17 protein-coding genes are annotated in these 24088 nt (G+C 43.8%); 9 read left to right on the top strand and 8 right to left on the bottom strand.

Annotation, left to right across the window (positions count from 1 at the left end):
* The first annotated feature begins 61 nt into the window (after positions 1-61).
* Complete coding sequence (tapA, locus tag AS29_RS08580; RefSeq protein WP_035404910.1) at positions 62-814, top strand: amyloid fiber anchoring/assembly protein TapA; 753 nt, start codon at positions 62-64, stop codon at positions 812-814.
* Positions 801-1370: a signal peptidase I SipW gene (sipW, locus tag AS29_RS08575; protein ID WP_035404908.1), complete on the top strand. Its 570-nt coding sequence runs from the start codon at positions 801-803 to the stop codon at positions 1368-1370. Before tapA ends, sipW begins: the two co-directional genes overlap by 14 nt.
* A 27-nt stretch (positions 1371-1397) precedes the next feature.
* Here the strand turns inward: sipW and AS29_RS08570 are convergent, their stop codons facing one another.
* From AS29_RS08570 to AS29_RS08550, 4 genes are all read right to left on the bottom strand, one after another.
* Positions 1398-1721, bottom strand: a complete 324-nt coding sequence (locus AS29_RS08570) for a helix-turn-helix domain-containing protein (RefSeq protein ID WP_035404906.1) — start codon at positions 1719-1721, stop codon at positions 1398-1400.
* Positions 1722-2422: 701 nt separating this feature from the next.
* Positions 2423-2776 (bottom strand): hypothetical protein, encoded by a 354-nt coding sequence (locus AS29_RS08565; protein ID WP_035404904.1) that lies wholly within the window; start codon positions 2774-2776, stop codon positions 2423-2425.
* A gap of 468 nt (positions 2777-3244) precedes the next feature.
* The gene (locus AS29_RS08555; protein WP_035404901.1) at positions 3245-3580 is read right to left on the bottom strand and encodes a hypothetical protein; all 336 of its coding nucleotides are present in this window, start codon (positions 3578-3580) and stop codon (positions 3245-3247) included.
* A gap of 622 nt (positions 3581-4202) precedes the next feature.
* A complete protein-coding gene (locus AS29_RS08550) occupies positions 4203-5480 on the bottom strand; it encodes a GTPase (RefSeq protein WP_051860537.1) in 1278 nt (425 codons plus the stop codon).
* A gap of 139 nt (positions 5481-5619) precedes the next feature.
* On the opposite strand from AS29_RS08550, the gene AS29_RS08545 reads away from it, so the two are divergent.
* The 4 genes from AS29_RS08545 to AS29_RS08525 all read left to right on the top strand — a co-directional run bounded on the left by AS29_RS08545 (position 5620) and on the right by AS29_RS08525 (position 8897).
* Positions 5620-5811 carry a hypothetical protein gene (locus tag AS29_RS08545; RefSeq protein ID WP_035404898.1) on the top strand — a complete coding sequence of 64 codons (192 nt, stop codon included), beginning with the start codon at positions 5620-5622 and terminating at the stop codon, positions 5809-5811.
* Between the two features lie 59 nt (positions 5812-5870).
* Positions 5871-6092 carry a hypothetical protein gene (locus AS29_RS08540; protein WP_035404896.1) on the top strand — a complete coding sequence of 74 codons (222 nt, stop codon included), beginning with the start codon at positions 5871-5873 and terminating at the stop codon, positions 6090-6092.
* Positions 6093-6480: 388 nt separating this feature from the next.
* Positions 6481-7482: a sugar-binding protein gene (locus AS29_RS08530; protein WP_035404893.1), complete on the top strand. Its 1002-nt coding sequence runs from the start codon at positions 6481-6483 to the stop codon at positions 7480-7482.
* Positions 7479-8897, top strand: a complete 1419-nt coding sequence (locus tag AS29_RS08525; RefSeq protein ID WP_035404891.1) for a sensor histidine kinase — start codon at positions 7479-7481, stop codon at positions 8895-8897. Before AS29_RS08530 ends, AS29_RS08525 begins: the two co-directional genes overlap by 4 nt.
* A 26-nt stretch (positions 8898-8923) precedes the next feature.
* Here the strand turns inward: AS29_RS08525 and AS29_RS08520 are convergent, their stop codons facing one another.
* Both AS29_RS08520 and AS29_RS08515 read right to left on the bottom strand, forming a co-directional pair.
* The gene (locus AS29_RS08520; RefSeq protein ID WP_035404889.1) at positions 8924-9553 is read right to left on the bottom strand and encodes a hypothetical protein; all 630 of its coding nucleotides are present in this window, start codon (positions 9551-9553) and stop codon (positions 8924-8926) included.
* 708 nt (positions 9554-10261) lie between these two features.
* Complete coding sequence (locus AS29_RS08515) at positions 10262-11167, bottom strand: CPBP family intramembrane glutamic endopeptidase (RefSeq protein ID WP_035404887.1); 906 nt, start codon at positions 11165-11167, stop codon at positions 10262-10264.
* A 278-nt stretch (positions 11168-11445) separates the two neighbouring features.
* On the opposite strand from AS29_RS08515, the gene AS29_RS08510 reads away from it, so the two are divergent.
* Entirely contained in the window at positions 11446-11955 is a 510-nt protein-coding gene (locus tag AS29_RS08510) for a competence protein ComK (RefSeq protein WP_035404886.1), read from the top strand.
* A gap of 26 nt (positions 11956-11981) precedes the next feature.
* Here AS29_RS08510 and AS29_RS20985 read toward each other — a convergent pair whose 3' ends face one another.
* Complete coding sequence (locus AS29_RS20985; protein WP_197491590.1) at positions 11982-14819, bottom strand: bifunctional diguanylate cyclase/phosphodiesterase; 2838 nt, start codon at positions 14817-14819, stop codon at positions 11982-11984.
* Between the two features lie 154 nt (positions 14820-14973).
* On the bottom strand, positions 14974-15918 hold the full coding sequence (gene tagU, locus AS29_RS08500) for a polyisoprenyl-teichoic acid--peptidoglycan teichoic acid transferase TagU (RefSeq protein WP_035404884.1): 945 nt from the start codon (positions 15916-15918) through the stop codon (positions 14974-14976).
* A gap of 169 nt (positions 15919-16087) precedes the next feature.
* On the opposite strand from tagU, the gene AS29_RS08495 reads away from it, so the two are divergent.
* Both AS29_RS08495 and AS29_RS08490 read left to right on the top strand, forming a co-directional pair.
* Entirely contained in the window at positions 16088-18049 is a 1962-nt protein-coding gene (locus tag AS29_RS08495; RefSeq protein ID WP_035404882.1) for a hypothetical protein, read from the top strand.
* 1001 nt (positions 18050-19050) lie between these two features.
* Complete coding sequence (locus tag AS29_RS08490; protein ID WP_051860535.1) at positions 19051-24045, top strand: lamin tail domain-containing protein; 4995 nt, start codon at positions 19051-19053, stop codon at positions 24043-24045.
* The last annotated feature ends 43 nt before the right edge of the window (positions 24046-24088 follow it).

The raw sequence follows: 24088 nt of genomic DNA, 5'->3' as shown, positions 1-24088 counted from the left end.
ATTATCCCGTCTTCCTTTCAAAGCTTTATCACGTACTTATTGAAATATTGCAGAATGGGGGATGACTGTCATTCGTCACTCAAGGAAACGTAAATTTCATGATCATAATAAAAAATACCTTTATATCACACAAGCTGCAGCTTTATGGGTAACAGGAATGTATTGCGCGACCAACCTGACATCCCAGCCAACTAATGCGTATTTCAGCGATTCCATAGAAGACACTATGGATATTCAAGCGGGTACCTGGTGGGATGGAAGTGTTCTGTCCTTTGTTAAAAATGAGGAATCGGAAGTTAAATCCTGCGAACCTGTGAACCTTCCATTTACCATACAAAACAGCGGATTTACGATGATCGGTACAACCACGTTTGACGTTCTCTTCAACGGAAATGAGATCCTGACTAATCAAGCCCTCCATGAAATTGAAAGCAATCAATCCGGCAGCCTTTCCGTCCTAGCTGAAAAGGAAGGGACGTATCAAGTCGTCGCAGAACAGCGGCCGGGATTTAATAAAGATTACGAGCATACAGCCACATTTACAAGTGAAGCTATTACCCTAGTCTGCCCGCCTCCTAAAGAAGAGGAGAAAGCAAAAGAGGAAAAGGATAAAGAAAAAGAAACAAAACCTGAAAAAGAAACCAATCCTGTTGATGAAACGAAACCGGATGAAAAGAAACCAAATGAAGATCCAACCGTTGAAGAACCGAAACCGGACGATGTGAAAGCAGAAGAGCCAGTGACAAAAGAAGAGACTGTGCCGGCTAAAGAAGAGAATACCAGTCTGGAAGGTGATCAGATTGAAAGCAATTAAAAAGGTGATTAGCACGAGCATTACAGCACTTTTATTTATCGTCCTCCTCTTAATGATTGCAACTGTCGTATCCTCAAAAGCGTCAGGCGGTGAACCGCAGCTTCTTGGGTACCAGATGAAGACCGTTCTTTCAGGATCAATGGAGCCAGGAATTCATACAGGATCCATCATAGCTGTCAAACCGGGCGGGGATATGAAGCGCTTCGGAAAAAATGATGTGATCACATTCAAGATGGACGAAACAACCCTTGTAACGCACAGAATTATCGACGTTATTAAAAGTGGAGACCAGGTTTTGTATAAGACAAAAGGGGACAACAACAAAACGGCCGACACGGATCCAGTCTTGTCTGACAATGTTGTTGCGGAATATTCAGGTGTGACCATTCCCTACCTGGGCTATTTTATCGATTTCGCTAAATCGAAAGAAGGAAGTGCACTCCTGCTTGTGCTTCCCGGTATCCTGCTTTTAGGGTATTCAGGAGTCACAATCTGGAGAGCAATGGCAAGACTCGAGGAACCAAAAAAACTTGCTGAAAATGAAAAGACAGTCTAAATCGTTGAATTTAGGCTGTCTGTTTTATTATTGAGCGTTCTTATTTTTCCATTTATTAAATTCAAGAAACTCCTTGAACTGCTCCTTCGTTACCCCAGAATGCATAGCTTCTTTCACTAAACCTGACCACTCCGTATCCAAACCCGAACTTTCTTCTGTATCATTAACAAGTGTATTCACGGACTCGCCTAAAACAGAAGAGACTTTTTCCAGGAATAACACAGATGGATTCGTTTGGAGATTTCGTTCAATAGAGCTTAAATAAGACTTCGCTACGCCTGCACGGTTAGCCAGTTCTGTAAGGGATAGGTTACGTTCTTTGCGGTATTTGCGAATGCGCTCTCCGATCATTTTTCCACTCCTGTTCGTCATTTTGGTACCATCATACCATATAACGAATTGGTTTTTGCTATAAAAAGAACAATTTCGACAAATATTTTTCGACAAAACCTTTGTAAAGGGACCAATAGAGCCAGTTTTTTAGTTCGTCAACACATTGGCTCGTATAATCAATTTGTTCAATATGACGAACAGACCGGGAGTTCATGCAAAGAGCTTAAAGGCCAAATAAATAATAATCAAGGTGAACCTGAAAAGTACAATTCCTGTAAAATCGCTTGAGTATACAATACGCTGTTTCCAACCCGATCATTTATATGTATCTGACGACCTGCTATGGAACTCGGGATTTCTCAGTGCAGCACATAAATAATACTGAAAATAAAAAGGTTAATAATAACCGTTCCTATGATCATTAATAAAACCCACCAGCCCATAACGACTCTTTTAACGAACCAATTAAGATGCAGAGCTTTTCTTCTGTAAAGATAAGGACCGACGCCTAAAAGAACGAAGATCAAAATTCCATGTTTTCGAGAAAATATTCTTGGGATTGTATACTACACCATCTTCAAATTGTTCATAAAGGGTATCCCCAAGCAAAATAATGCAAGCCGCATAAGTACACTGAACGGAAGAGAGAATAAGGACGGTATATTTGATGATTTCGGGTATGAGAAGCATTGCATTCACTCCATAGTTGTTAAGTCAAATTAACTAAATACAGTCAGTACATATTTTACGCTAGACATAATGATTGCAAATAGAATAATGCTTCCAATAAATAATCCAATACAAAAGAGCATGAAAATAAGCTTTTTTATCAACCAAGAGTGTTGATTCAGTTTTCTATAAATGTAGGGTCCAATTCCAAATAACGTTACCCCGACAATCAAGAAAACATGTTCAAGCCCCGTTCTTTTTGAACCTTCTTTATGGATTCCATTTTCGCACGGATCTAAAACAAGACTCCCTGTTAATAGAATAAGAAAAGCATAAACATTCTGAGCCCCCAAAAGGGCAATTAGTGTATTTTCTAATATCAATAGAGAAATTTCAGTATTCATACAAAATCTCCCGCAGTTAATTTTCTCATGCTAGCTAAAAAAATAAAGAGTTCGACTGATTACATTAAATAAGATAATTGCGATGATTCCCACAAGTATGAGATAAAGAATGTATAGTAATTTGGATAAGATCCAAGATTGTTTTTGGCTTTTGTAGAAAAGAAATGGACCTAGGCCAACTATCGAGTACAAAAAGAAGTTAATAAACTTATGGAAAATATTATTGCTGTTTTTAAATATCCCCCATTCAAAATATTCTATCTGCACCCTTCCCAAAATGAAAATAGCGAAGGCATAGCCAAATTGACCAGCTAATATGGCTAACATACATAATTCTATAATTTTGATTAGGCCTGTGGAAATCATCTTTTGAGCTCCTATAGTTGTGTTTATTTATAAGGGGATTTGCTATTATCCTGTGAATTCTCACTAATCCTATTAAGAATTCACTTATTGCATTAATTGTTCTTAACCGGTAATTAAATTTCCTAAGCGTGATAAAATATAATAACAAATAATCCCAGATATGATAAGACAGAGCAGAAATAAGGAATATAGTAATTTAGATACGATCCATGAACGATTTGCAGTTTTGTAATAGATATAAGGTCCAATGCCAACTAATAGTCTCAAAATAAAATTTACTATTTTCTGAAACCAGTTTTCCGGCTCCTTAAAAATTCCCCATTCATAGTATTCTATTTGTATTTTCCCTATAATAAGTATTGCAAGAGCATATGCAAATTGAGAACAAAGGATAATAAGGATACCTATTTCAACTACTATTAAGATTGCAAACCCCATTAAGTTATTCTCCTAATAATATGTATAGTAACGTTACCCCAAGGATAGAATTCATGCAGGATATTTATGGTTTAATGCTTTGTATCATAAGGTTGATTTTATTAGTGAATAACAAAATAAAAAACTGCATGATACCCTTTATTGGTGTCTTCTGTCAGCTTAGGTTCCTTGCACATCTTGATTTTTGCTGCTGAATTCCTTCTGGTTTTGGTTTAGTGGTTTCAAGCTTTCCTCTATTATTCTTAATTGTTCATATAGATAGGATAAATAGGACGGTATGATCCGTAACCCCTGGAAAATTATTCTCTATTGGTAAGGTGAAATTTCGTCAAAATATGGAAGCATTATTCAATGATATACGATGGCATAAAATAGGTTGAATAGGTAATTTACCTTATATTAGAAAAAAACGGTGTGACTTTTGCAATAAAATTGATCATCATTTAATGTTTCTACCCAAATTATTGAAAAGATAAATAGATTATCCTATAAAACTAGTGCTTAAAACACGAGAAAAAATCAGCCTGCTTAAATAGCAGGCTGATTCAGGACCTGGTGGCCGGAGCTCTATAGTGATTATAGATTCAAATGGCGAGCTTTTTCGATAAAACATTATGCAAATTTAGCTTTTCACCGCAAGCTCCTCAATTTTCTCCTTATTCTCATTCATCCGTACCTTCATCCCAATTGAAAGCTTCTCCATAATTTCAGTAGTGGAGTAGTCCTTGTAGCTGATTTCCTGTCTTAAAAAGTCCGCACATGTATTAATAAAAGAGTTGGCGATGGCTTCGGTAACTTTCCGGTTGAAGCTCCCTGCGACGAGTCCGACAATCGGAGAAAGAAGCAGATTGGCTTTACCGACCGTTTTTCCGGCGAGCTTGGCTAGGGTGGAGGCGCCTTCCTTGCTCAGCTGTTTCGTACCGTATTTAAGGGCAGCTTTGCCGATTGCGCGCCCGCCTTCAGAGGCAACGAATGGAAGCAGAATGGATTGCAGGAGCGGCCTTGCTTCCTTAGTGAACTTCAGGAAGTTGCGGTTTACGGGAATGCCCATGACTGTCATAATGTCTTTTGCCATATACAAGTAAACAGCGCTTCGGCCCATCATATCCATGCCGATCGGGAATGCTTCAGCCGCATGGGCGAGATTTTTATAGCTCACCGGGCTGTTTGAATCGAGCCGCTCCTGAATCAGCTTTTTTGCTGAATCAATTTTCCGTTCTACTTCAATTTTCTGAGCCGCCGTAAACGCCCGTCTAGTCGCTTCCGGAATGATATCCAGCGTCCTGTCGATCAAATCGGTTAAACCATGCTGAGGAATTTTCACCTCGCCCAGCAATACTTTTTCCTTTGCCAGTACCCGGCAAATCGGAAGGTGGGGGAGCTCTTCTTTTATAAATTTTAGAAACGCTTCATTCTGATCGAAGGTTTGCGTTAAAACAATGACGACCGGCATGTATTCGGAAAAGCTGCGGATCCACTCGATTTCCGTACTCTCGAGCCTTCTGCTTTCATTAGAAATGCAATACCACATAATATGAAGGTGGTCCGCCGCATCTGTAGAAGAAGCCCGTTTCCGAATTTCGCTGACAATCTGTTTGCGTGAGATCTCACGCTGCTCCAGGTCAAGCTCCATCCCTTTTGTATCAAAGAGGTGAACCGGTGCTTCCGGAATCCGATACTCAATCAGTGCCTGTGAAACCGGCTTGCCGACACCGGTCTCCGCCTCATTAAAACCAAATACCGCATTGATTAACGTACTCTTCCCAACGCCCGTTTTCCCGGACAGGACAATGTTCGGCTTAATAAAATTCCGGTTAAAATCTTCGTTCAGCTCTGCCAATTCATCCTGAAGCCTTGCCAAAACCTCCGCCCATTGTATTTCATCACCGGTTTTAACCATGGTTTTGCCCTCCTTTAGTCGTTAATGATACATACCCGAATATAGAGGATTGTATAACGTGATTCCTTAAATTTCCAATGATTTTGTGGTATATCGATTTAATTTGTATAATAGAAGAAAACAAAACAGGAGGCTCCCCATGAACAATCTATCCTTCTGGATGTGGTACCTGATTGCAGCTGTCTGCGGCGGACCCATTCTTTATAAATTTTTCGGAACTGACACAACATCACTGCTTATTGCCAGTGGAATATACTTTGTCATCATCATTATTCTCCTGAACAAATGGAAAAACCGAAGGGGCCAGCAAAAAAATCAATCTGATGTTTAAGGTTTGCAAAAACGGGTAATTATCCTCTTACAAGAATATTTGATTGAGAGGTAATCACTATGTTTAATTTTGACCGAGCATCCTATATATCCTACTTAAAGCTGGTTCGCAACGTTTCTCTCCTCGGAGTCCTCGTCTTCTTCGGCTACTACTTAACTCTACAGCTTCAGGCGGGAACCGCCCAAATGGGATTCATGTACACAGGATTCGCCTGCGCCATCATCGCAGCCATCACAAGCTATTCCATCATGAAAATGAGAGACGCTGCACGCAGCAGGTGAGAAGGGGGGACCCTTCTTTTTTTTGTGTGTGCGTTGCACTGACCCCCGTCGCTTCACCGGATCAGGGGACAGAGCACAAACCGCCGAACCTCATGCGGCACAACGGAAAAAACGAGAGGGGGACGGAGGTTTAGTGCTTTATCAGAACGGGGGTCAGTGCGTTGCACTGACCCCCATCCCGTCACCGCATCAGGGGACAGAGTACAAACCGCCGAACCTCATGCGGCACAACGGAAAAAACGAGAGGGGGACGGAGTTTTAGTCCTTAATCAGAGCGGGGGTCAGTGCTCCAGCAGTGCACACCAACCACAATCCCCCCAAAACTCCCCCTTCCCAACCCCCGCCAAATCTCCTACAATAGAAATAAAACGCTTACAAGGAGAACCTCATGGCGTATCTCAAACGATTTCTCTACCTTTCTGCTATTCTCATTTTTGCAGCAACGGCTGCCATGACGATTTACTTTGGAAAGGAAACCTTTCATGTGACGGAAATTGCAGCAGGGAAGACAGATTCAAAGCACACGTATCATTTTGTCCTCATTCCTGAGGAGCTGGATAACGAGTATTGGAGTCTGGTCGAGGAAGGGGCTCAGGATGCGGCGGAGGAACATGGGGTTTCTCTTGAATTCCTTGGTCCGAAGCAGGCAAATATAGATGAGCATTTGAAAACGATTGATATGGCGATTGCGGGACAGGTCGATGGACTGCTGACACAGGGGATTGTCGATCAGGAGTTTACGCCGCTTTTAAATAAAGCAGTAGAAAAGGGTATTCCGGTTGTAACGATTGATACGGATGCGCCCAACAGTGAGCGGTCGGTGTATATCGGGACGGACAATTATTATGCAGGTTTTCTTGCGGGAAAGGCGCTGATAGCTGATACGAAGGGGCCTCAGACGGTTGGAATTATTACCGGGAGTTTCGAGGCGTCCCATCAGAAGCTGCGGGTGCAGGGGTTTTTAGATGCCATTAAATCACAGTCCCGTATCAAGGTCGCAGCTCAAAAAGAGTCCAATATTACGAAGGCGGGTGCGGTAAAGGCGGCATACGAATTTTTTCAGGAATATCCGGAACTCAATGCATTTTACGGGACGAGCGCTCTGGATGGGATCGGCATTGCGCAGGTAGCGGAGTATTTGAAAAAGGACGGGCGGACGTATGTAATTGGCTTCGATACGTTGCCGGAGACGCTAAAATACATTGAAAAGGGCACCATCCAGGCGACGGTCGTTCAATATCCGTATCAAATGGGCTATAAAGGGGTCGAAACGCTGCTGCAAATCAAAAAAGGGCTCAGTCCGGAGCCGATTCAGCATACGGATACAGCCATCATTCGAGAGTACGACCTGCCGCTCACTCCGGGCAAGCCAGAGGGGGCCCAGCAATGAAATCGATTCGCAGCAAGCTCCTTATCTATTTTTCAGTTTTTGTCGCGCTATTCAATATCGTAACCTTCTCTATATATTTCAGCAGCAATCGGATGGTTTCCGAGTATCACCAAAGCTTTCAGGGGTTTCTTCTGTTTAATGAAATTTCCCAGCAGGCGAGCTCTATTTATGAAAAAATTAATGGCTTCGCCGTCGAAAAAGATGGGGAGTTTGTACAGGAGTATGATCAGCTCAAAAAATCCTTCAGTAAAAATTACAATCGGCTGGAGCTGGAAAAACCTGCGGGAGTAGGCGATCCTGAGCTTTTGAAATATCGAAACATGATGAAGAGCTTGCTGGAAGAAAGTGATGCGACCATTGAGGAAGTGAAAACGAGTCAAATTGAGGATTACCTGAGGCACTTAAAGGAAGTTCAGAATATCTCCTCTTATTTGCAGGAATCCACCCTCACCCTTCTAAACATGGAGCTTTCTGAGTACCGTGCATTTTATCAGGATATGGAAAAGCGCAACCAGGCGTTTCAATGGTTCACGATCAGCCTGTTTTCTTCCACGTTGCTTCTTGCGCTGCTTTTGGCTCTTTTTTTCTCAAGAGGCGTCACCCGGCCCATCCGGCAGCTGTCTGATGCAGCGAAGGAGATTGCTTCCGGCCGCTTTGAAGGACCGTCCATTGCCGTCAAATCCAGGGACGAAATTCGTGTTCTGGGAGAGTCGTTTAACCATATGAAGGATAATTTAAAGCGTCTTATTGAAGAAATGGAGGAAAAATCAGAGCTCGATCAGCTGCTGAAGGAGCTTGAACTCAAGCACCTGCAAAACCAGATCAACCCGCATTTTCTTTTTAACACACTCAATACAGTTGTCCGGATGGCCTACTTAGAAGATGCCCCGGTTACAAGCCGTCTAATTGAATCCGTTTCCCAGCTGCTCCGCTACAGCCTTGGCAATCTCAACAAAACGGTTACCCTTTCTGAAGAAGTAAGCGTGGTTCAGGAGTATTTTTACATTCAAAAAACCAGATTTGCCGATCGAATTGCCTTTAAAATGGAAATCGATGAAACCTGTTTGAAAAAGGAGATTCCGAGTCTTACTCTTCAGCCGCTCGTAGAGAACGCGTTCATTCATGGAGTGGAGAACAATGAGTCCGGCGGGGAAATTGCCCTTCGGATTTTCTCGCACAGGGGGACGCCGATTATTGAAATTACCGATAATGGCGAAGGGATGACAGAGGATCAGGTGCAGAAGATTTTTGATCAGCAGGATCATGCTCATGAAATTAGCAGCGGCCATTCTACCGGAATCGGCCTCCGAAACGTAATCCGCCGACTTGAACTTTTTTATAAGCGAAAGGATGTCCTGCAAATACAATCGAAAAAAGGTGAGGGCACGACAATCCGGATTATCCTGAGTATATGAAAAAAGCCAAGACATCTTGGCTTTTTCTAATAGGATTGTGGAGTACTCCCAAGCAATGCCGAAGCCTGATCCATATACATTCCGACATTTAATAGCGCCTCCGTACACTGCTCTATCGCAGCAATATCCATCGAATCAACAGCACCCGGGTAATGCGCTACAACATAATCAATCTCCTTGCCTGCCAAAAGGAACAAATCATGAACCTCCGCCATTCCCGGAGGCGGCTGAAGACTTTTCAAATCATCGCTCGCACTCTGCATCTGCACCAACGCTTTCGCCATTTCCTTCGTCCAGCCCGAATCGGTCAGAAGCGATGGATCCCCGCTTGCCTGCATATTCAGCTCCCCAAAAGCATAAAGCCCTGCAGACAGCTGTTCAAGCATTGGACTAACCTGATCCAAATACTGCATCTCCGCATCGCTCACATCAGGAACAGCAGGTGCTGCAGGCTCCTCCGCAGCAGGCGGCGCCTCAGGTGCAGGGGCTGGTTCAGGCACTGGCTCTGGAGCCGGCTCTTCTTCTTTCTGAACAGGCGGGCTTTCTTTTTCAACAGGGGGCTCTTGAACGGTTTGAACCGTCTTCGGTTTCTCATTAATCACACAGCCGCTTAGCAAAAAAAGCGAAATAATCAGCAAGGATAAAGCCTTCTTCAAATAGAGTCCTCCTCAAAACTAACCCAATTTGGTATAGGGTTATCGTATGGAGGAGGGGATAGGGCTGTGCATGGTTATTGTGTTTGGTTGGAGTATGCAGGGGGCTAGCCGTGGGGGGGAGTGGAGGGGCCTGACCCGCTCTTCTTCACCGCAAGTGGGGACAGAGGCAGGGCGCCTTAAAGCCTTGTGGGAGAAGAGGTTATCAGGCGAGGTGCCAGAGCTTTCGTGATGCAGAGAAAGTGGGGACTGGCACCGTGCCAGTCCCGTCATCCTTCACCGCAAAAGGGGACAGAGGAGCGTTTCTTCAATCCCTTGTTGCATAAGGGTTTACAGAAGGCGGTGCCAGAGCTTTCACTCTTTAGCAGAGTGGGGGACAGACCCCGCTAGTCTGGTATTCAACCCTTAAAACCGACACTGACCCCCACCGCATCACCGCAGCAGGGGTCAGAGGAAAGAAGCCGCCGCTTCCCATGGATATTGAGTTTGGATGATGGGGGGACGGAGGTTTAGTGCTTTATCAGAACGGGGGTCAGTGCAATGCACTGACCCCCGCTGCACCACCGCATCAAGGGACAGAGCAGCATCACTGCCATCCCATCCAGCACTAAGTTCAGCGATCGAAGGGGACGGAGGTTTAGTGCTTTACCGAACCGGGGGTCAGTGCAAACCCAGTTCAAAACCAGTGCAACCCTCAAACCAAGCTACCATTCAACCCCGCCCAACCCCATACCTCCTCACACTCAGCCAATAAAACCCCCCAAATATAATCACCGTCCCAATCAGTGACGAAACGGGATCCACGTCACCTGATACGGAGAATACAGCCGGCAGTTTGCCTCCAACTGAGAGCTCATCGGATATAAATAGAAATAAAAAGATGTTGTTTGCTGCATGGGCACCGATTGAGAGCTCGGCTGTGCCCGTTTTCAGTGCGATAAAGGTGAGCATGAATCCGGCGACGATGTATTCCAATCCTACCAGCAGCGCGGACCTGCCCATTTCGGGGTTGGCGAAGTGGAGGGATCCGAATACGAGAGCGATGATCAGGGCAATCAGGATGGGATGGCGCAATCCTTTTCCAAGCCATTGAACGAGGAACCCTCTGAAGAATAGCTCTTCAACGGTTGTTTGGATCGGTGTGAAAACCAGTACCAGACCGAGAAGAATTAAAAATTGAGAGGGGGATGTCTCGTTATTCAATGCAAGGCCATCCTTAAATAGGAGCCAATCGGCTACATTGAGGATCAGGTAGATTCCGATAAACATTCCGAATCCCCAGCCGATTCTTCCCCAATCCAGTCGTTCGCGATGGGTAATGAGAGACCGGAGCGTGCGTTTATGGATAAATCTTATCGCTATATACAATCCGAGCAGCCAGAATAAATAGGTGGCATGAAGCAGGACAAAGTCAATGAATGGGGAGAGTCCGACCGCACTGCCAAGGACTGTGTCAAAGTATGTATCCGGATTGCCGTCAAGGGCTGTTAATAGTAAAAGGCCAATGGCGTATACCGCTCCTCCGAGGACGATAAATAAAAGGATGACGAGCAGTGAAGAGATGTACCGTTTCCAGGAGTTCTCCCCGGTAACTGTTTTCCAATAAGTGTCGGTCATCATGGCTACCTCCGATTTTCGAAACAAAATATACAATTTATTTACAAAAATAACATATTTAGTGTTATAAAAGTCCTATATAATGATATTTGAAAATAGTTATATGATACTATTTGAACATTCCGTTAAAGGGGGTGAAACGAAATGAAGCTTAGGAAAAGCAAAAAATCCCTTAACACTCAAGCCCTGCAAGGAAGCGTGTTAAGAGATGGGTGCGGCAGAAAACTGCCTGTCCATATCATACCATTTATCTTAAATTAGCAGAAGGGGGAGAACAAATGAAAATCGTTGAGGAATATTTTATTCAAAAGAAGACCATGGCTCTTGAATCGAAATGGGATGAGTATGGTCATGTGTATACGATTATTCATGAAGAGCATGAGAAGCTGATCATCAAGAAACCCGCAACGTTTGTGATTGAGTTTAACTGTGTATTTTATGGAAGCAGCTATAAGGGTCGTTTAAAGGCATCCGGAGAAATATTGGTGGGACAGAAGCTGCTGCCGGTATGTGTATGTGAGTTCAATGACATCTATATGTTTCCAACCATGTCACCTAAAAGTGATCAGGTTATCTGGCTCGCGGTGGATCATGTGAAGGAAGTTCGGTCATCTAAAAACAAATCGGTTGTGATTTTGTCTAATGGAGATCAGTTGTTTATCCCTCTGTTAAAAGAATACATAACAAGTAAGATTGGAAAAACCTCTCAGCTTGCTATGACCCTTCAGCAGCGGCGCAGGTTTTTAATTGAACATAACTTTTGGAATGACAAGTATCCGTTCAAATAGAAAAAAGGGTGACCGAGCCGTATCGGTCACCCTTTCGTTTTTAGTTGTTTCATAATCTCTTCGATTGGCTGCGGTCTGCTGAACACATAGCCTTGTCCCTGAGGACAGCCGATCGAGTGGAGGAAGGCGGCTTGTTCATTCGTTTCCACGCCTTCTGCGATCACCGTCAGGCTCTTGCTTTCGGCAATTTGAATGACGGCTTGAACGATGGCTGCATCCTGTTCATTGCTAAGAATGTCCTGAATGAAGGAGCGGTCGATTTTAACAATATCGATCGGAAGGATTTTTAAATAATTCAATGAAGAAAATCCTGTCCCGAAATCATCGAGCGCGATGGCAATGCCTGCTTCCTTCAGTGTTCGGAGCTGCTTTAAAACGAGATCAAAATGGTCGATTACGACGCTTTCGGTAATTTCAATTTTAAACTGCTGGGCAGGAATGCTGTGCTCATGAAGCTTATCCAGGATAAAAGCAGGCAGGGATTCGTGATAAAACTGCTTGATGGAAATGTTGACGGCTACATTCAGATTGCCGCAGCCTGCTTGTTTAAGCTGATTCAAATCGTTTGCTGCGCGGTCGATGACCCATTCACCAATTTTGCGGATCATCCCGGTCTCCTCGGCAACAGGGATAAATTCCGCTGGCGACACGCTGCCGAGGCGGGGATTGTTCCATCTGATCAGCGCCTCAAGACCGGTCGTTTCCCTAGTTGCAAGCGACACCTGCGGCTGGTAATGAAGCGTGAATTCCCCAAGCTCCAGCGCCTTTAGCAGTTCATTTTCTATTTGGACTCTTCGTGCTAAATTGTTGTTCAGCTCCGGATTAAAGAATTCAAAGGTGTTCTTTCCCTTTTCCTTCGCACTATACATGGCAATATCAGCAGTTGAGATCAAGTCATCAATCGTATCAGCGTGATTCGGATAAAGGCTGATTCCGATGCTGCATGTTACACTGACTTCATTTTCACCAATGGATATGGGCTTTGAGATTTCTTCAAGCAATCTTTTAGAAATAGACTCAATGGATTCTTCTCCGTTTGCGGGAAGGGCGATCAGGAATTCATCACCCCCATGGCGGCATAATATCGCGCGTTCCCCGCAAATGCCGCGGATTGTATCAGCAAGCTCCTTCAGTAATTCGTCACCGGTATCATGCCCAAGGGAATCGTTGATGAGCTTAAAGCGATCCAGATCACAGAACATAACGGCAACGGAACGGTCAAACTGAGAGGCGAGACTCAGCTCTTTTTCCAGCTGTTCCGAAAAGGAATAACGGTTATGCATATTGGTTAGGACATCAAAATGGGCAAAGTACTCGAGCTTCTTTTGTTTGTTTCTGAGCTCAAGCATGACCCGGTTAAAATCACTAATCAGCGTTTCGAAGCTTTTGATTAGCCTGGAAACCTCTGTAATACTCGTTCTAGGCCATCGTATTTTCTGAGATGTCACTTTTGAGGCAGAAAGCTGATCTGTAATGAAAGAAAGCCTGCGAATGGATGATACGAGCATATTGCTCAGCCAATAGGCGATAAAAATTGAGAAGCCGATAATAGTCAGGACCAGTCCGAACAGCTTAATATAGCTTAGGTACAAATCATTTTGATACGGCTCAATCTTTACCGTTGTAAAGGGGTGCCAGGGGATAAAAGGGATATCCGCTTTTTCTGCTAAAAATGATTGCTTCCAGCGCTTCATTTTATTCGTATTCAGCTCTTCAGCAGGCTGCATAATAAACGGTTTTGATAAATTGACGTCACTTGAAAGCTGGCCGTTTTTCAGCTGGCTCAAATCATACATCGTCAAGGTATGCTCATCATATAAGCTGACCTCGATGTTTTCATGCGGCTCCATTCGATTCAGCATGATCAGCAAATCCTTTAGCTTATAGGTTGCAACGGCAAAGCCCGTGTAATTTTTTTCATGAATAGGCACAACAATGCTCGTCATCTGCTCTCGAGTGAATTGATTAAAGTAAACGTCCGTTACATAAGGGTGAAGCTCTGTCAGCTTGAGCATGGTCACGTCATAGAACGGGAGATTTGAAGCTTCTGAGTAGAGGTAATCCAATTCCTTCCGATGGTCAAAAACATAGATATCCTGAACGAACGGAAGCGTGCGGCCAAGGTCTTTCAAATGATTATCCATATTGCCGCTGCTTGCGATATAGAGTCTCAATGTATTTAATGATGCTCGGTGAGTGGACTCCCAGCTCGTTAAAGAGGCGCTGATCATTTGCGTTTTTACGGAAGCGATTTCTCTAATATCCGTGAGTTCACTTCGGTATACTTTATTCCCCTCATAGACAAGCAGGAACATGGAAGGAATAAGAAAGACGGAGGTGAAGGTGATAAAAAGGAGCTCCTGAAAGCTTTTTGTTCGTGCTTTTTTCAAAATGTACTGCTGATAAATTAGATGAAGGATTGAAAAAATAAGGCAATTTAATATTCCGTTGACTATATATTTCAGAGCGACAATTGCGGTGTCCAGGACCTCAGTGCCAAGTACCCCGTAATAGAAAAGAAAAATGAGCGGGGTTCCGATGGCAAACCAATACAATGCATCGAGAATGACGACATTCAGACCTCTCCTGCGGTGAAGCAAGTAAACGATGAGGCATTCAGCTGTCAAAATAAAAACGCCAAAAAAATGATTCCACAAAGAGAAGGTGACAAGGCTTGCCAATAGGGAGGCAGCCAGTCCAGGTTTAAAGCCATATGTGTAAATGATGATGAAAACAAAGATGGATCCAAATAAAAAATCAATGCCAAAAAACATTTCGATCGAGAAATAGTTACCGAGAATGCCGAGTATCGTTAATGTGATGGTTCCCAGCCATGCTAGCGGGTTTTTAAAGTGTGGAGTCAATGGAATCACCATAGTAGAAATTTGTCGGATTTTGAAGTCTGCTAGGATATTATAAGTGGGATTAGGAATTTTGCGCTAGAGGAAGAAGAAAGAATTATTATAAAATGAGTCTTTTTACCTAGTTTAAAATAAATAAATCCGGTTTCTACCGGATTTAGTTGGTGCTGGCTGTGCTTGGAGTGATGTCCAGGCTCTCCTGCAGTTCTTTTGTTAAAGCAGTACGCGTTTCTTCAGGCACCTCGAGGTAATACACACCATCAATTTTTGTCCCTTTACCGTCAATTGAATGCTGAACCATTTTGCTGCTCGCATCTCGATAATTTGAAACCATATCCCACATATTATCGAAGGAAAGGTTCGTTTTCACATTGTTTTCGACGACACTCAGCATATCGCTGAATTTTGTAATGGATTGGATATTGGCTCCTTTGGCAATAACCGCTTCAATCACTTTACGCTGACGAAGCTGACGGCCGAAGTCGCCATCCGGATCCTCATATCTCATTCTCGAATACTTAAGTGCCTGCTCGCCATTCAGCGTAATCGGACCTTTTTCAAAGGTTTCATTTTCATAGGTGAAAGCAAGGTGGTTGTCGATTTCGATGCCGCCCACTGTATCAACAATCTGCTTAAAGCTTTCCATGTTGACCTTTACAAAATAATCGACATCGACTCCGAGGAATTTTTGGACAGTGGCAATGGTCATCGCTGTACCGCCAAATGCATAAGCATGATTGATTTTGTCCGTCGTATTGTTCCCGACAATTTCCGTTCTCGTATCCCTTGGAATACTGACCATGTGCATTTCTTTTTTATTCGGATTGACCGTCATGTAGATAAGAGAATCGGAGCGGCCGGGATCATCCTTCCGTTCGTCCACGCCCATAAGCAGGATCGAGATGGGATCTCTCTTTTCGAGGTTCACAATAGGCTTCGTCTTTTCGATTTTGACCTCTTCCTGAATATTGGTAACGGTATCATTTGTTCGTTTAATTAGATATCCCGCGTATAAACCAGCTCCCAGCAGTAAAACCCCAATGACGGATAGAGTGACCCATAGCCACGTTCTCCGTTTCTTATTCTGTTTTTTCGCTCTCAAGCTTTTTTCCCTCGTTCCATTCATAATAGTCTATTTAAACCGATACATAAGTAGGGATTGACAGTTAGCGTTACTGATGAAATTTTGCCATATCTAAGTAAAATTGTCTATAAAAACTTGTAAAATACTAGAATACTAAAGGGAAATACAGGAAGGAAGAACTGATGAAATGAAAAAAATTTTGATTAGTGCATGGATTATGACGTGTTGTTTAGGATTTTTGCTGCAGCCTAAAGCAAGTTCAGCTCCAATTTTTCAAAAAATAGGACCTCAAATCACCAATTTAAATGTGACATCAGCAGCGAGTGCCATGAATAAAAAAGGGGAGCCGCTCATGTATACCGTGCTGCAGGGTCTTCCGGCCAAACTCATTGTCACCAATTTATCCACTGGAAAAGTGGTGGATTCCGAGTCTCTGGATGGTTCAACGGCCGGCTGGTCTATACAGGCCGATTCCGAGCAAGTATGGATCGGCACCACTCCAGGGGAACTGCTCTACCGTTATGATCCGAATTCTATGAAGCTTGTGAAAGCGGGAAAAGCAACCGCGAAAAATGGAACGACGATTTGGGGACTTGCATACAGTGCACAGAGCCGGATGGTTTATGGAGTTTCTGCCAATGAAGGAAGGCTATTCAGCTATGCATCCGGCAAATTTAAAGATCTCGGAACGGTCGTATCCGGGAAAAAGGATGCGAAAAGCGTGGCAGCGGATGATGCAAACCGGCAGCTGTTTATTGGAACCGGCTCACCTGCAACGCTCGTTTCATATGACATGAAAACAGCGAAAAAGCAGAGCATGCTTCCATCCAGGTATATGTCACAGAAGCAGATTGATTCCATTAGAGTGGTTGGCTCGCTTGTTTTTGTGAAGCTCAATCCAGAAAATAAGATTCTCGTATTTGATGCGAAAAGCAAGAAGCTGACAGGTGAGCTCGCGGGAACCTCTAAAGGGGTATCTCCTAAATCCCCTAAAGAAAATGCCGTTTATTATGCAAATGGCACATCCCTGTACCGGTATGATTTAAGTTCGAAAAAATCGGAGCTTGTGGTAAATAACCGAATTCCAACCAGTATCGTGTCCCTTGATTTCGTTGTATTCCCAGGTTCATCCGAAGCCGTCTTAACAGGCAAGGTAGGAAATGCCGACCGCTATTTTACCTACAAAGCCTCAAGCCAATCCTATGAAAACCTAAATCTTGCCCTGCCTCCGCAAGCGGTAGAGGTACATAAAATCGGAGCAGGCGCGGACGGGAAAATATACAGCTCCGGATTTTTGAACGGAAAGATGGGAACATACCAGCCTTCAACTGGAACAAGTGTCATTCAAGAGGCGATCGGCCAAATGGAGAGCATGACTTCAGCGAATGGAAAGCTGTACTTTGGCGTCTATCCCGGTGCGAAAATATTGGAATACAATCCATCTGCTGCTTGGGTTGCCGGAAAAAATCCTAAACAGGTCGCAGCTTTTGATGGAAGCGGCCAGGACCGGCCAATGGCAGCTGCAGCTGTACCCGGTTCAAAACAAATCGTTTTTGGAACCGCACCGAGAGCAGGGAAAAACGGAGGAGCCCTTGCCATTTATGATACAGCGAGCCGAAAAGCTTCTATCCGCCATCAAATTATAAAGGACCAAAGCATCGTCTCCCTTGCTTATCATTCCGGGAGCAAAAAAGTATACGCCGGAACCTCCATTTTCGGGAAATCAAATGTAGATAAGAACAAAACAAACGCTGTGCTGTTTGCGCTTCCGGCAGGCAATTTAATGGCAAAGCCTGAAATCATCCGCCTTCCGTTTAAGCACGTACAATATATCTCAGCCCTTACCGCTGCCAAGGATGGCCGAATCGTCGGAATAGCGGATGGAAACGTGTTTATCTATACCCCTGGAAAAGGTGTCACCATCCAGCGTCCGGTCGTGAAAAGCGTCTCCGGCTACACACCTCACGCATCTCTTGCCATTGGAAAAGACGGCAATGTATATGGAACCGTGGAGAAGGTACTGTTTAAGCTGGATATGAAAAGCTACAAAACTTCCATTATACGGAATGGTACGGATCAAGTAACGGCGGATCATACAGGGGCACTATTTTTTCATGACAAGAAGGAGTTGTGGAAAGTTAGTCTGTAAATCTTGGTTGGGTTAAAAGTACAAACTCCGTTCGCGGGAGGCTGAAAAAGTGTAGGGGACGGCTAGAATGTGAAGTGGAACGGCTATATAAAGTGTTCCATCGGACAAATAAAATGCAGTGGACAAATTCCGGTTCCGATCGGCCAAAAAAGTGGGGAGAACGGCTAAAAGCAGAGCGGGACGGCTAAATAAAGTGCGCCACCGGACAAATAAAATGCAGCGGACAAATTAAGGGTACGACCGGCTAAAAAAGTGTAGAGAACGGCTAAAAAGTAAAGCGGACCGGCTAAATAAAGTGTTCCATCGGACAAATAAAATGCAGCGGACAAATTAAGGGTACGACCGACCGAATAAGTGTAGAAAACGGCTAAAAAGCAGAGCGGGACGGCTAAATAAAGTGCGCCACCGGACAAATAAAATGCAACGGACAAATTAAGGGGACGATCGGCTAAAAAGTGTGGAGGACGGCTAAAAAGCAGAGTGGAACGGCTAAATAAAGTGCGCCACCGGACAAATAAAATACAACGGACAAATTCCGGTTCCGATCGGCCAAAAAAGTGTGGAGGACGGCTAAAAAGCAGAGTGGAACGGCTAAATAAAGTGCGCCACCGGACAAATAAAATACAACGGACAAATTCCAGTTCCGATCGGCCAAAAAAGTGTAAAGAACGGCTAAAAAGCAAAGCGGGACAGCTAAATAAAGTGTGCCATCGGACAAATAAAATGCAGCGGACAAATTCCGGTTCCGACCGGCTAAATAAGATGCGAGATTGTCTAAATAGTAAGTTTGACCGGCTTTATAAACTCCACCATTAGTTACCTAGCGAATACTTGCTACGTAAACAAAACCAAGTATTAATCTAAAAAGTCAATCGGAAAATTGTTAATTTTTACATTGTAAAATTAATCAATATTTATGAATGTTTTAAAAATTCCCCCAGCTATCTTAGTAATCCATATGTAAAATTATGGCGATATTACGAGAATAGCGGGGGTTAATCATGAGGAAGAACAAGCTTTTATCTGGATTTCTTGTATTCATTTTTACCTTATCAACAATTGTAAGTGCAATACCTGCTGGTGCTGTAAAGGCAGCAGAGCAGGAAGTGAGGGCAACGCAGCTTTTGATTACGGAGATCTCTCCAAATAATAAAGGTACGGATTCGTTTGAATACATAGAGCTTTATAATCCAACCGATGCAGAGATGGATTTGAGCAAATTTAAATTTGTTTATCAATATCCAAAGACACCTGGATCTGATTACGAAATTACTCCAATGCCTCCGGTCACGATTAAACCGGGGAAAACGGCTGTTTTATGGTTTAACAAGGCAGGAGTGGCACCAAACCAATTTAATGAGCACTATAAAGTGAATTTAGCTGATGAACTGGTTGCATTTAAAGGTAATTTTGATGGATTTGCAAATACAGGTGACCGCGGCATCCTAATAAAAGATGAGAACGGCCAGCCTGTTGTATCCGCTTCTTACCTTCCCAACGAATCAAACGATGAAGGAGCCGATATCCATTTCAAGGCACCGGAGTCCGGGACTGCAATGAAAACGTTCAAAACACTTGCAGTGCCGACACCAGGAACCATCGAGGAAGAACAGGCTTATAAACCGGCAGGACCGGATACAGAAGCTCCAAGCATTAAACTCGAACCGGTTGCAAACGGGTCTGCATATTCTCCGATTTCGATTAGAGCAGAGATTAAAGACAACAGACTGGTGTCACAGACTCAGCTTCACTATAAAAAATCGGGTGAATCGGAGTTTAAAGCTGTTCCGATGACAGCGTCACCTGATAAACCAGATTCCTACACAGGCCAGATCGACGGCAGTGATGCTGTGGCGGATTTGGTCTATTACGTGAGTGCTTCAGACGGAAAAAATACGGCGCAAACTGAAGAGGCGACGATTACCATCGCTCCATCGAACGCCAATCCTGCAAATGTGCCTCCCCTTCTCATAACAGAAGCTGTGCCGAATTCAACGAACGTGGGCAGCTCGGATGGCTATGAATTTATTGAGGTCTATAACAACACAAACGAAGAACTGAACTTTAAAGATTATAAGATTCAATACCGCTCAGGTGCTGAAGCGGCAACAGATATTGTATGGCCGTCCATTCCGGATGAAGCCGTAATTCCGGCAGGGGAAACACTCGTTTTCTGGATTATAAACGCAGCAAATCAGGATAAAACGGCTGCAGACTTTAATAAAAATTACGGTAGTAATCTAGAGGAAAACAAAAACCTCGTCAAAATTTACAGCGACGGAATGTCCAACACGCTGATGAGAGGTCTTGTCGTCGCGACAAACAGCGGAAGGGAACTGAATGTTGCGTATTACAATGATGTTCCGAACGTCAACGATGCAGCCACTGATAAAGGAATTAATTATACGTTTCCTCAGGATGGTTCAACGAAACAATTAAAGGTGAACGCCGCGAAAGAAAAGGCAACGCCGGGAGTAGTTAAGGAATATCAGGTTCCATCTAAGCCGGTTCAGCTGATTGAAGATAAGACCAGTCCAACAATCAATGATTTAACGGACAAAACAAGTACAGACGAACTGAGTGACTTTGCTATTACTGCTGAAGCGCTGGATAATGAAGAGGTTAAATCCGTAAAATTATTCGTTAAAACCGACAATGGAATCTATAAGGAATCGATTATAAAACAGGACTATAATGATACGCTATATCACCATACCGTCTATTTGCCGGATTTAATCGGCAAGAAAACGCTGGACTATTATTTTACGGTTTCGGATGGGAAAAACGAAACGAAGACAGAACCTGTCCGGGTGAATATCAAAAGCAGTCTTGATGCCTCTGCACTTCGCCTGAATGTGAAGGATGGGGAGTATGTCGCCGGAGACAAATTGTTAAGAGCGGCTCCAGGAGACGCGCAATTTATGCTTGATGGAAAAGCATTCGAGGGAAATGGCTCTTCTTCTCTGGAGCACGAGGCGTATTTTGCGATTGATGTAAATAATGTGAATACCTTCTTCCAAAACGGAATGACGATGGGGGACGATGTTCTCCGGATTTTTGATGATTTCATTATTAAATGGCAGACGATTTACGTTCCAATTGAACCGAACCGCCTTAAGGCAGGGGACAACGTACTAACTGTCCGTTCAGGAACAAAAGCGAGTCCATTTGATCTTGAATCTGCAGAGAACCGCGACGATTTTGATATGAAAAATCCGAGGCTTGTCCTTAGAGACGGCACTATCATTAAAGATCCTGTCCATTCAAATCCTGAAAACAACTTGAATGTCGGAGATGGGGCAGGTGCTTCCAAATTTTTTGATTTTCATTTTAACTTAACCGATGAGCACCTTCAGGCAAAAGCCTATACGTGGAATACAAAAACGGCTGCCGACGGGGAACATACGGTTAGCATAAAAGATGGCAGCCAGACGTTAACGAGAAAAGTCATCGTTGATAACACAGCACCTGAAATAAAACCTACTATAATAGAAGGAAAAGAATATAAAGGGGCATTTTCTATAGATGCCGCGGTCACTGATGCGGGATCAGGCTTGAAGAAATCGGAAGTGAAACTAGACGGCAAGGACGTAAAGCTTCCGCAGCAGGCATCTGCTTCAGCCATGACCCCGGGCAGCCATAATTTGTTCATTAAGGCGGAGGACAAGGCCGGAAATTTAAAAGAAGAAACGATTACGTTCAAAACGGTTTCTGAAAATCCGGATCCGCCTCAATTAATCAGCCCGGAAATGAATGCGACAGCAGATAACAATCCGATTCTTTCTGTTCGGACTGCCGATCCGACAGGCGATACCATGAACGTTTCCTTCTATAAAGGATATACGTATAACGCGAGCCAGACTACACAGGTGGAAGCGTTCAAAAATGCAGTAGATATTGAGCCTCCTGCAACAGCTGTGCCGGCAGGGGAAACGCCACTGTCAGATGAAGAACGGGCACTCGTCTCGAAAGCGGATAACCAATACGTCACGACAGACTCAGGGACACAATTTCCCTATCATCGCTTTGATGTAAAAGTGGAGGGTCAATTGGATGCTAAGGACCGCATCGAGCTTTCCTGGAAAGGCCATTCGATAGAGGGCAGAAAAGTGACGATGTATGCATGGAATCATCGTAATGCCCATTGGTCTGTTATTGACTATTCTGTTGCGGGCAAAGAGGATTTCATTTTAAAAGGAAATGCAGCAGCAGGAGAGTTTGTGAAGGACAGCAAAATCAATGTCATGATTCAGGATGAAATCCCTGCATCGTCCAATGACTATGACTATACATTTGTATGGATGTCAGACACGCAGTACTATTCCGAAAGCTATCCTGAAATCTATAATTCTCAGACAAAATGGATAGCAGAAAACAAGGAAAAGATGAAAATAAAATATGTGATGCATACTGGCGATCTTGTGAATATGGCGAACCAGGAATATCAATGGGAAGCGGCCGATCAGTATATGAAAACGCTGGAGGATGCGAAGGTACCATACGGGGTGCTTGCCGGCAACCATGATGTTGATCACAAAACAAGTGATTACAATCAATTCTGGAAATACTTCGGGGAAGACCGTTATAAAAAACAGCCATACTACGGTGAATCCTTCCAAAATAATAAAGGGCACTATGACTTGATTTCAGCGAATGGAAATGACTACCTTATGCTGTATATGGGCTGGGGAATCGATGAAGAAGGAATTGCCTGGATGAACAAAGTATTAAGTGAACATCCAGACCGGAAAGCCATTCTGAACTTCCATGAATATATGATGGCGACAGGAGTCAGACATCCTTTAGGTGATAAGCTGTTCAATGAGATTGTTGTACCTAATAAAAACGTTATAGCTGTTCTAAGCGGACACTATCATGAAGCCCGTCTCCTGGTTGATCAAATCGATGACAATGGGGACGGCAAGCCGGATCGTGCGGTGCCTCAAATGCTTGCCGACTATCAGGCAGGTCCTGAAGGCGGTCAAGGCTATATGAGACTTCTTCATTTTGATGCGGATTCAAACCGGATCATCGTCAATACGTACTCTCCGTATATGAAAGATTACAATTTTTATAATACGGCAGATTTTCCAAATAAGGACGAGTTCGTGCTGAATCTTGATTTAACTCCACAGGATAAACGAGTGGCAACCGACTATTTTGCTGTCAATGTCTACACAGATGAAAAGATCGGTGAAATTCAAAATGTGAAAAGCGGGGATTCTGCATCCATTCAATGGAACGGCCTGACAGAAGGAACCGTTTATTCCTGGTATGCAGCAGCGAGCGACAAGTTTACCGGTATATCCGAATCGGACATTTGGAGCTTTACAAAAGGGAAGCCTGCAGTGGAAGATATCCCAGTTCCGCCGGTGACCCCGGACGAGCCGGAAACACCGGATGAACCTGATACTCCGGATGAACCGGAAACAGAGCTAGAGAAGCCAGAGGCCATTAAGGCGGAATCCCTGCCGGAAGGAAGAGCGACAGTCCGGACGAAAGCCGGAATTTATAATCTTGAAGCCGTTGGAAAGCTTACTCTATTCCGCACAGCACAAAAGGGAGAGTCCATTCGTGTGTATGGCGCAGGGAAAGATTGGCTGAATGTGGGCGGAACCTATTATATGAAGCGTGAAGACGTCAGTGTCTATGAAGGAAGAGTGCTTATTAAAAAACAAATGCCGCTCTATTCTCAGGATGGGACTGTGAGCCGCATGCTGAAGCAAGGAGAAGCTATCAAGGTTTATGATAGGAAGGAAGGCCGCTTTGAAGTGGGCGGTGGCTACACCATTAGGAAAGATCATGCTGCCCTTTATTATGAGGGAATGGTTAAGATGACAGAAAAAGCCGTTCTATATCAGGATGGAAAAGCTTTAAAATCTTTAAGTCCGAATCTTCAATTCAGAGTATATGAAGTGAAGGACAACCGACTGCAGCTTGGCGGCGGTGCCTATGTTATTTTCAACAGCGACCGAATGATCTACCAGAAAAATTAACAGGAGTCGGACTGCACCAATACCTGCAATCCGACTTTTTTTG

Origin of the sequence: Bacillus sp. SJS, assembly GCF_000732485.2 — a bacterium.
Taxonomy (GTDB): Bacteria; Bacillota; Bacilli; order Bacillales; family Bacillaceae; genus Metabacillus_B; species Metabacillus_B sediminis.
The sequence above is the reverse complement of the archived record's forward strand: the minus strand, read 5'-3'. Positions and strand labels throughout refer to the sequence as shown.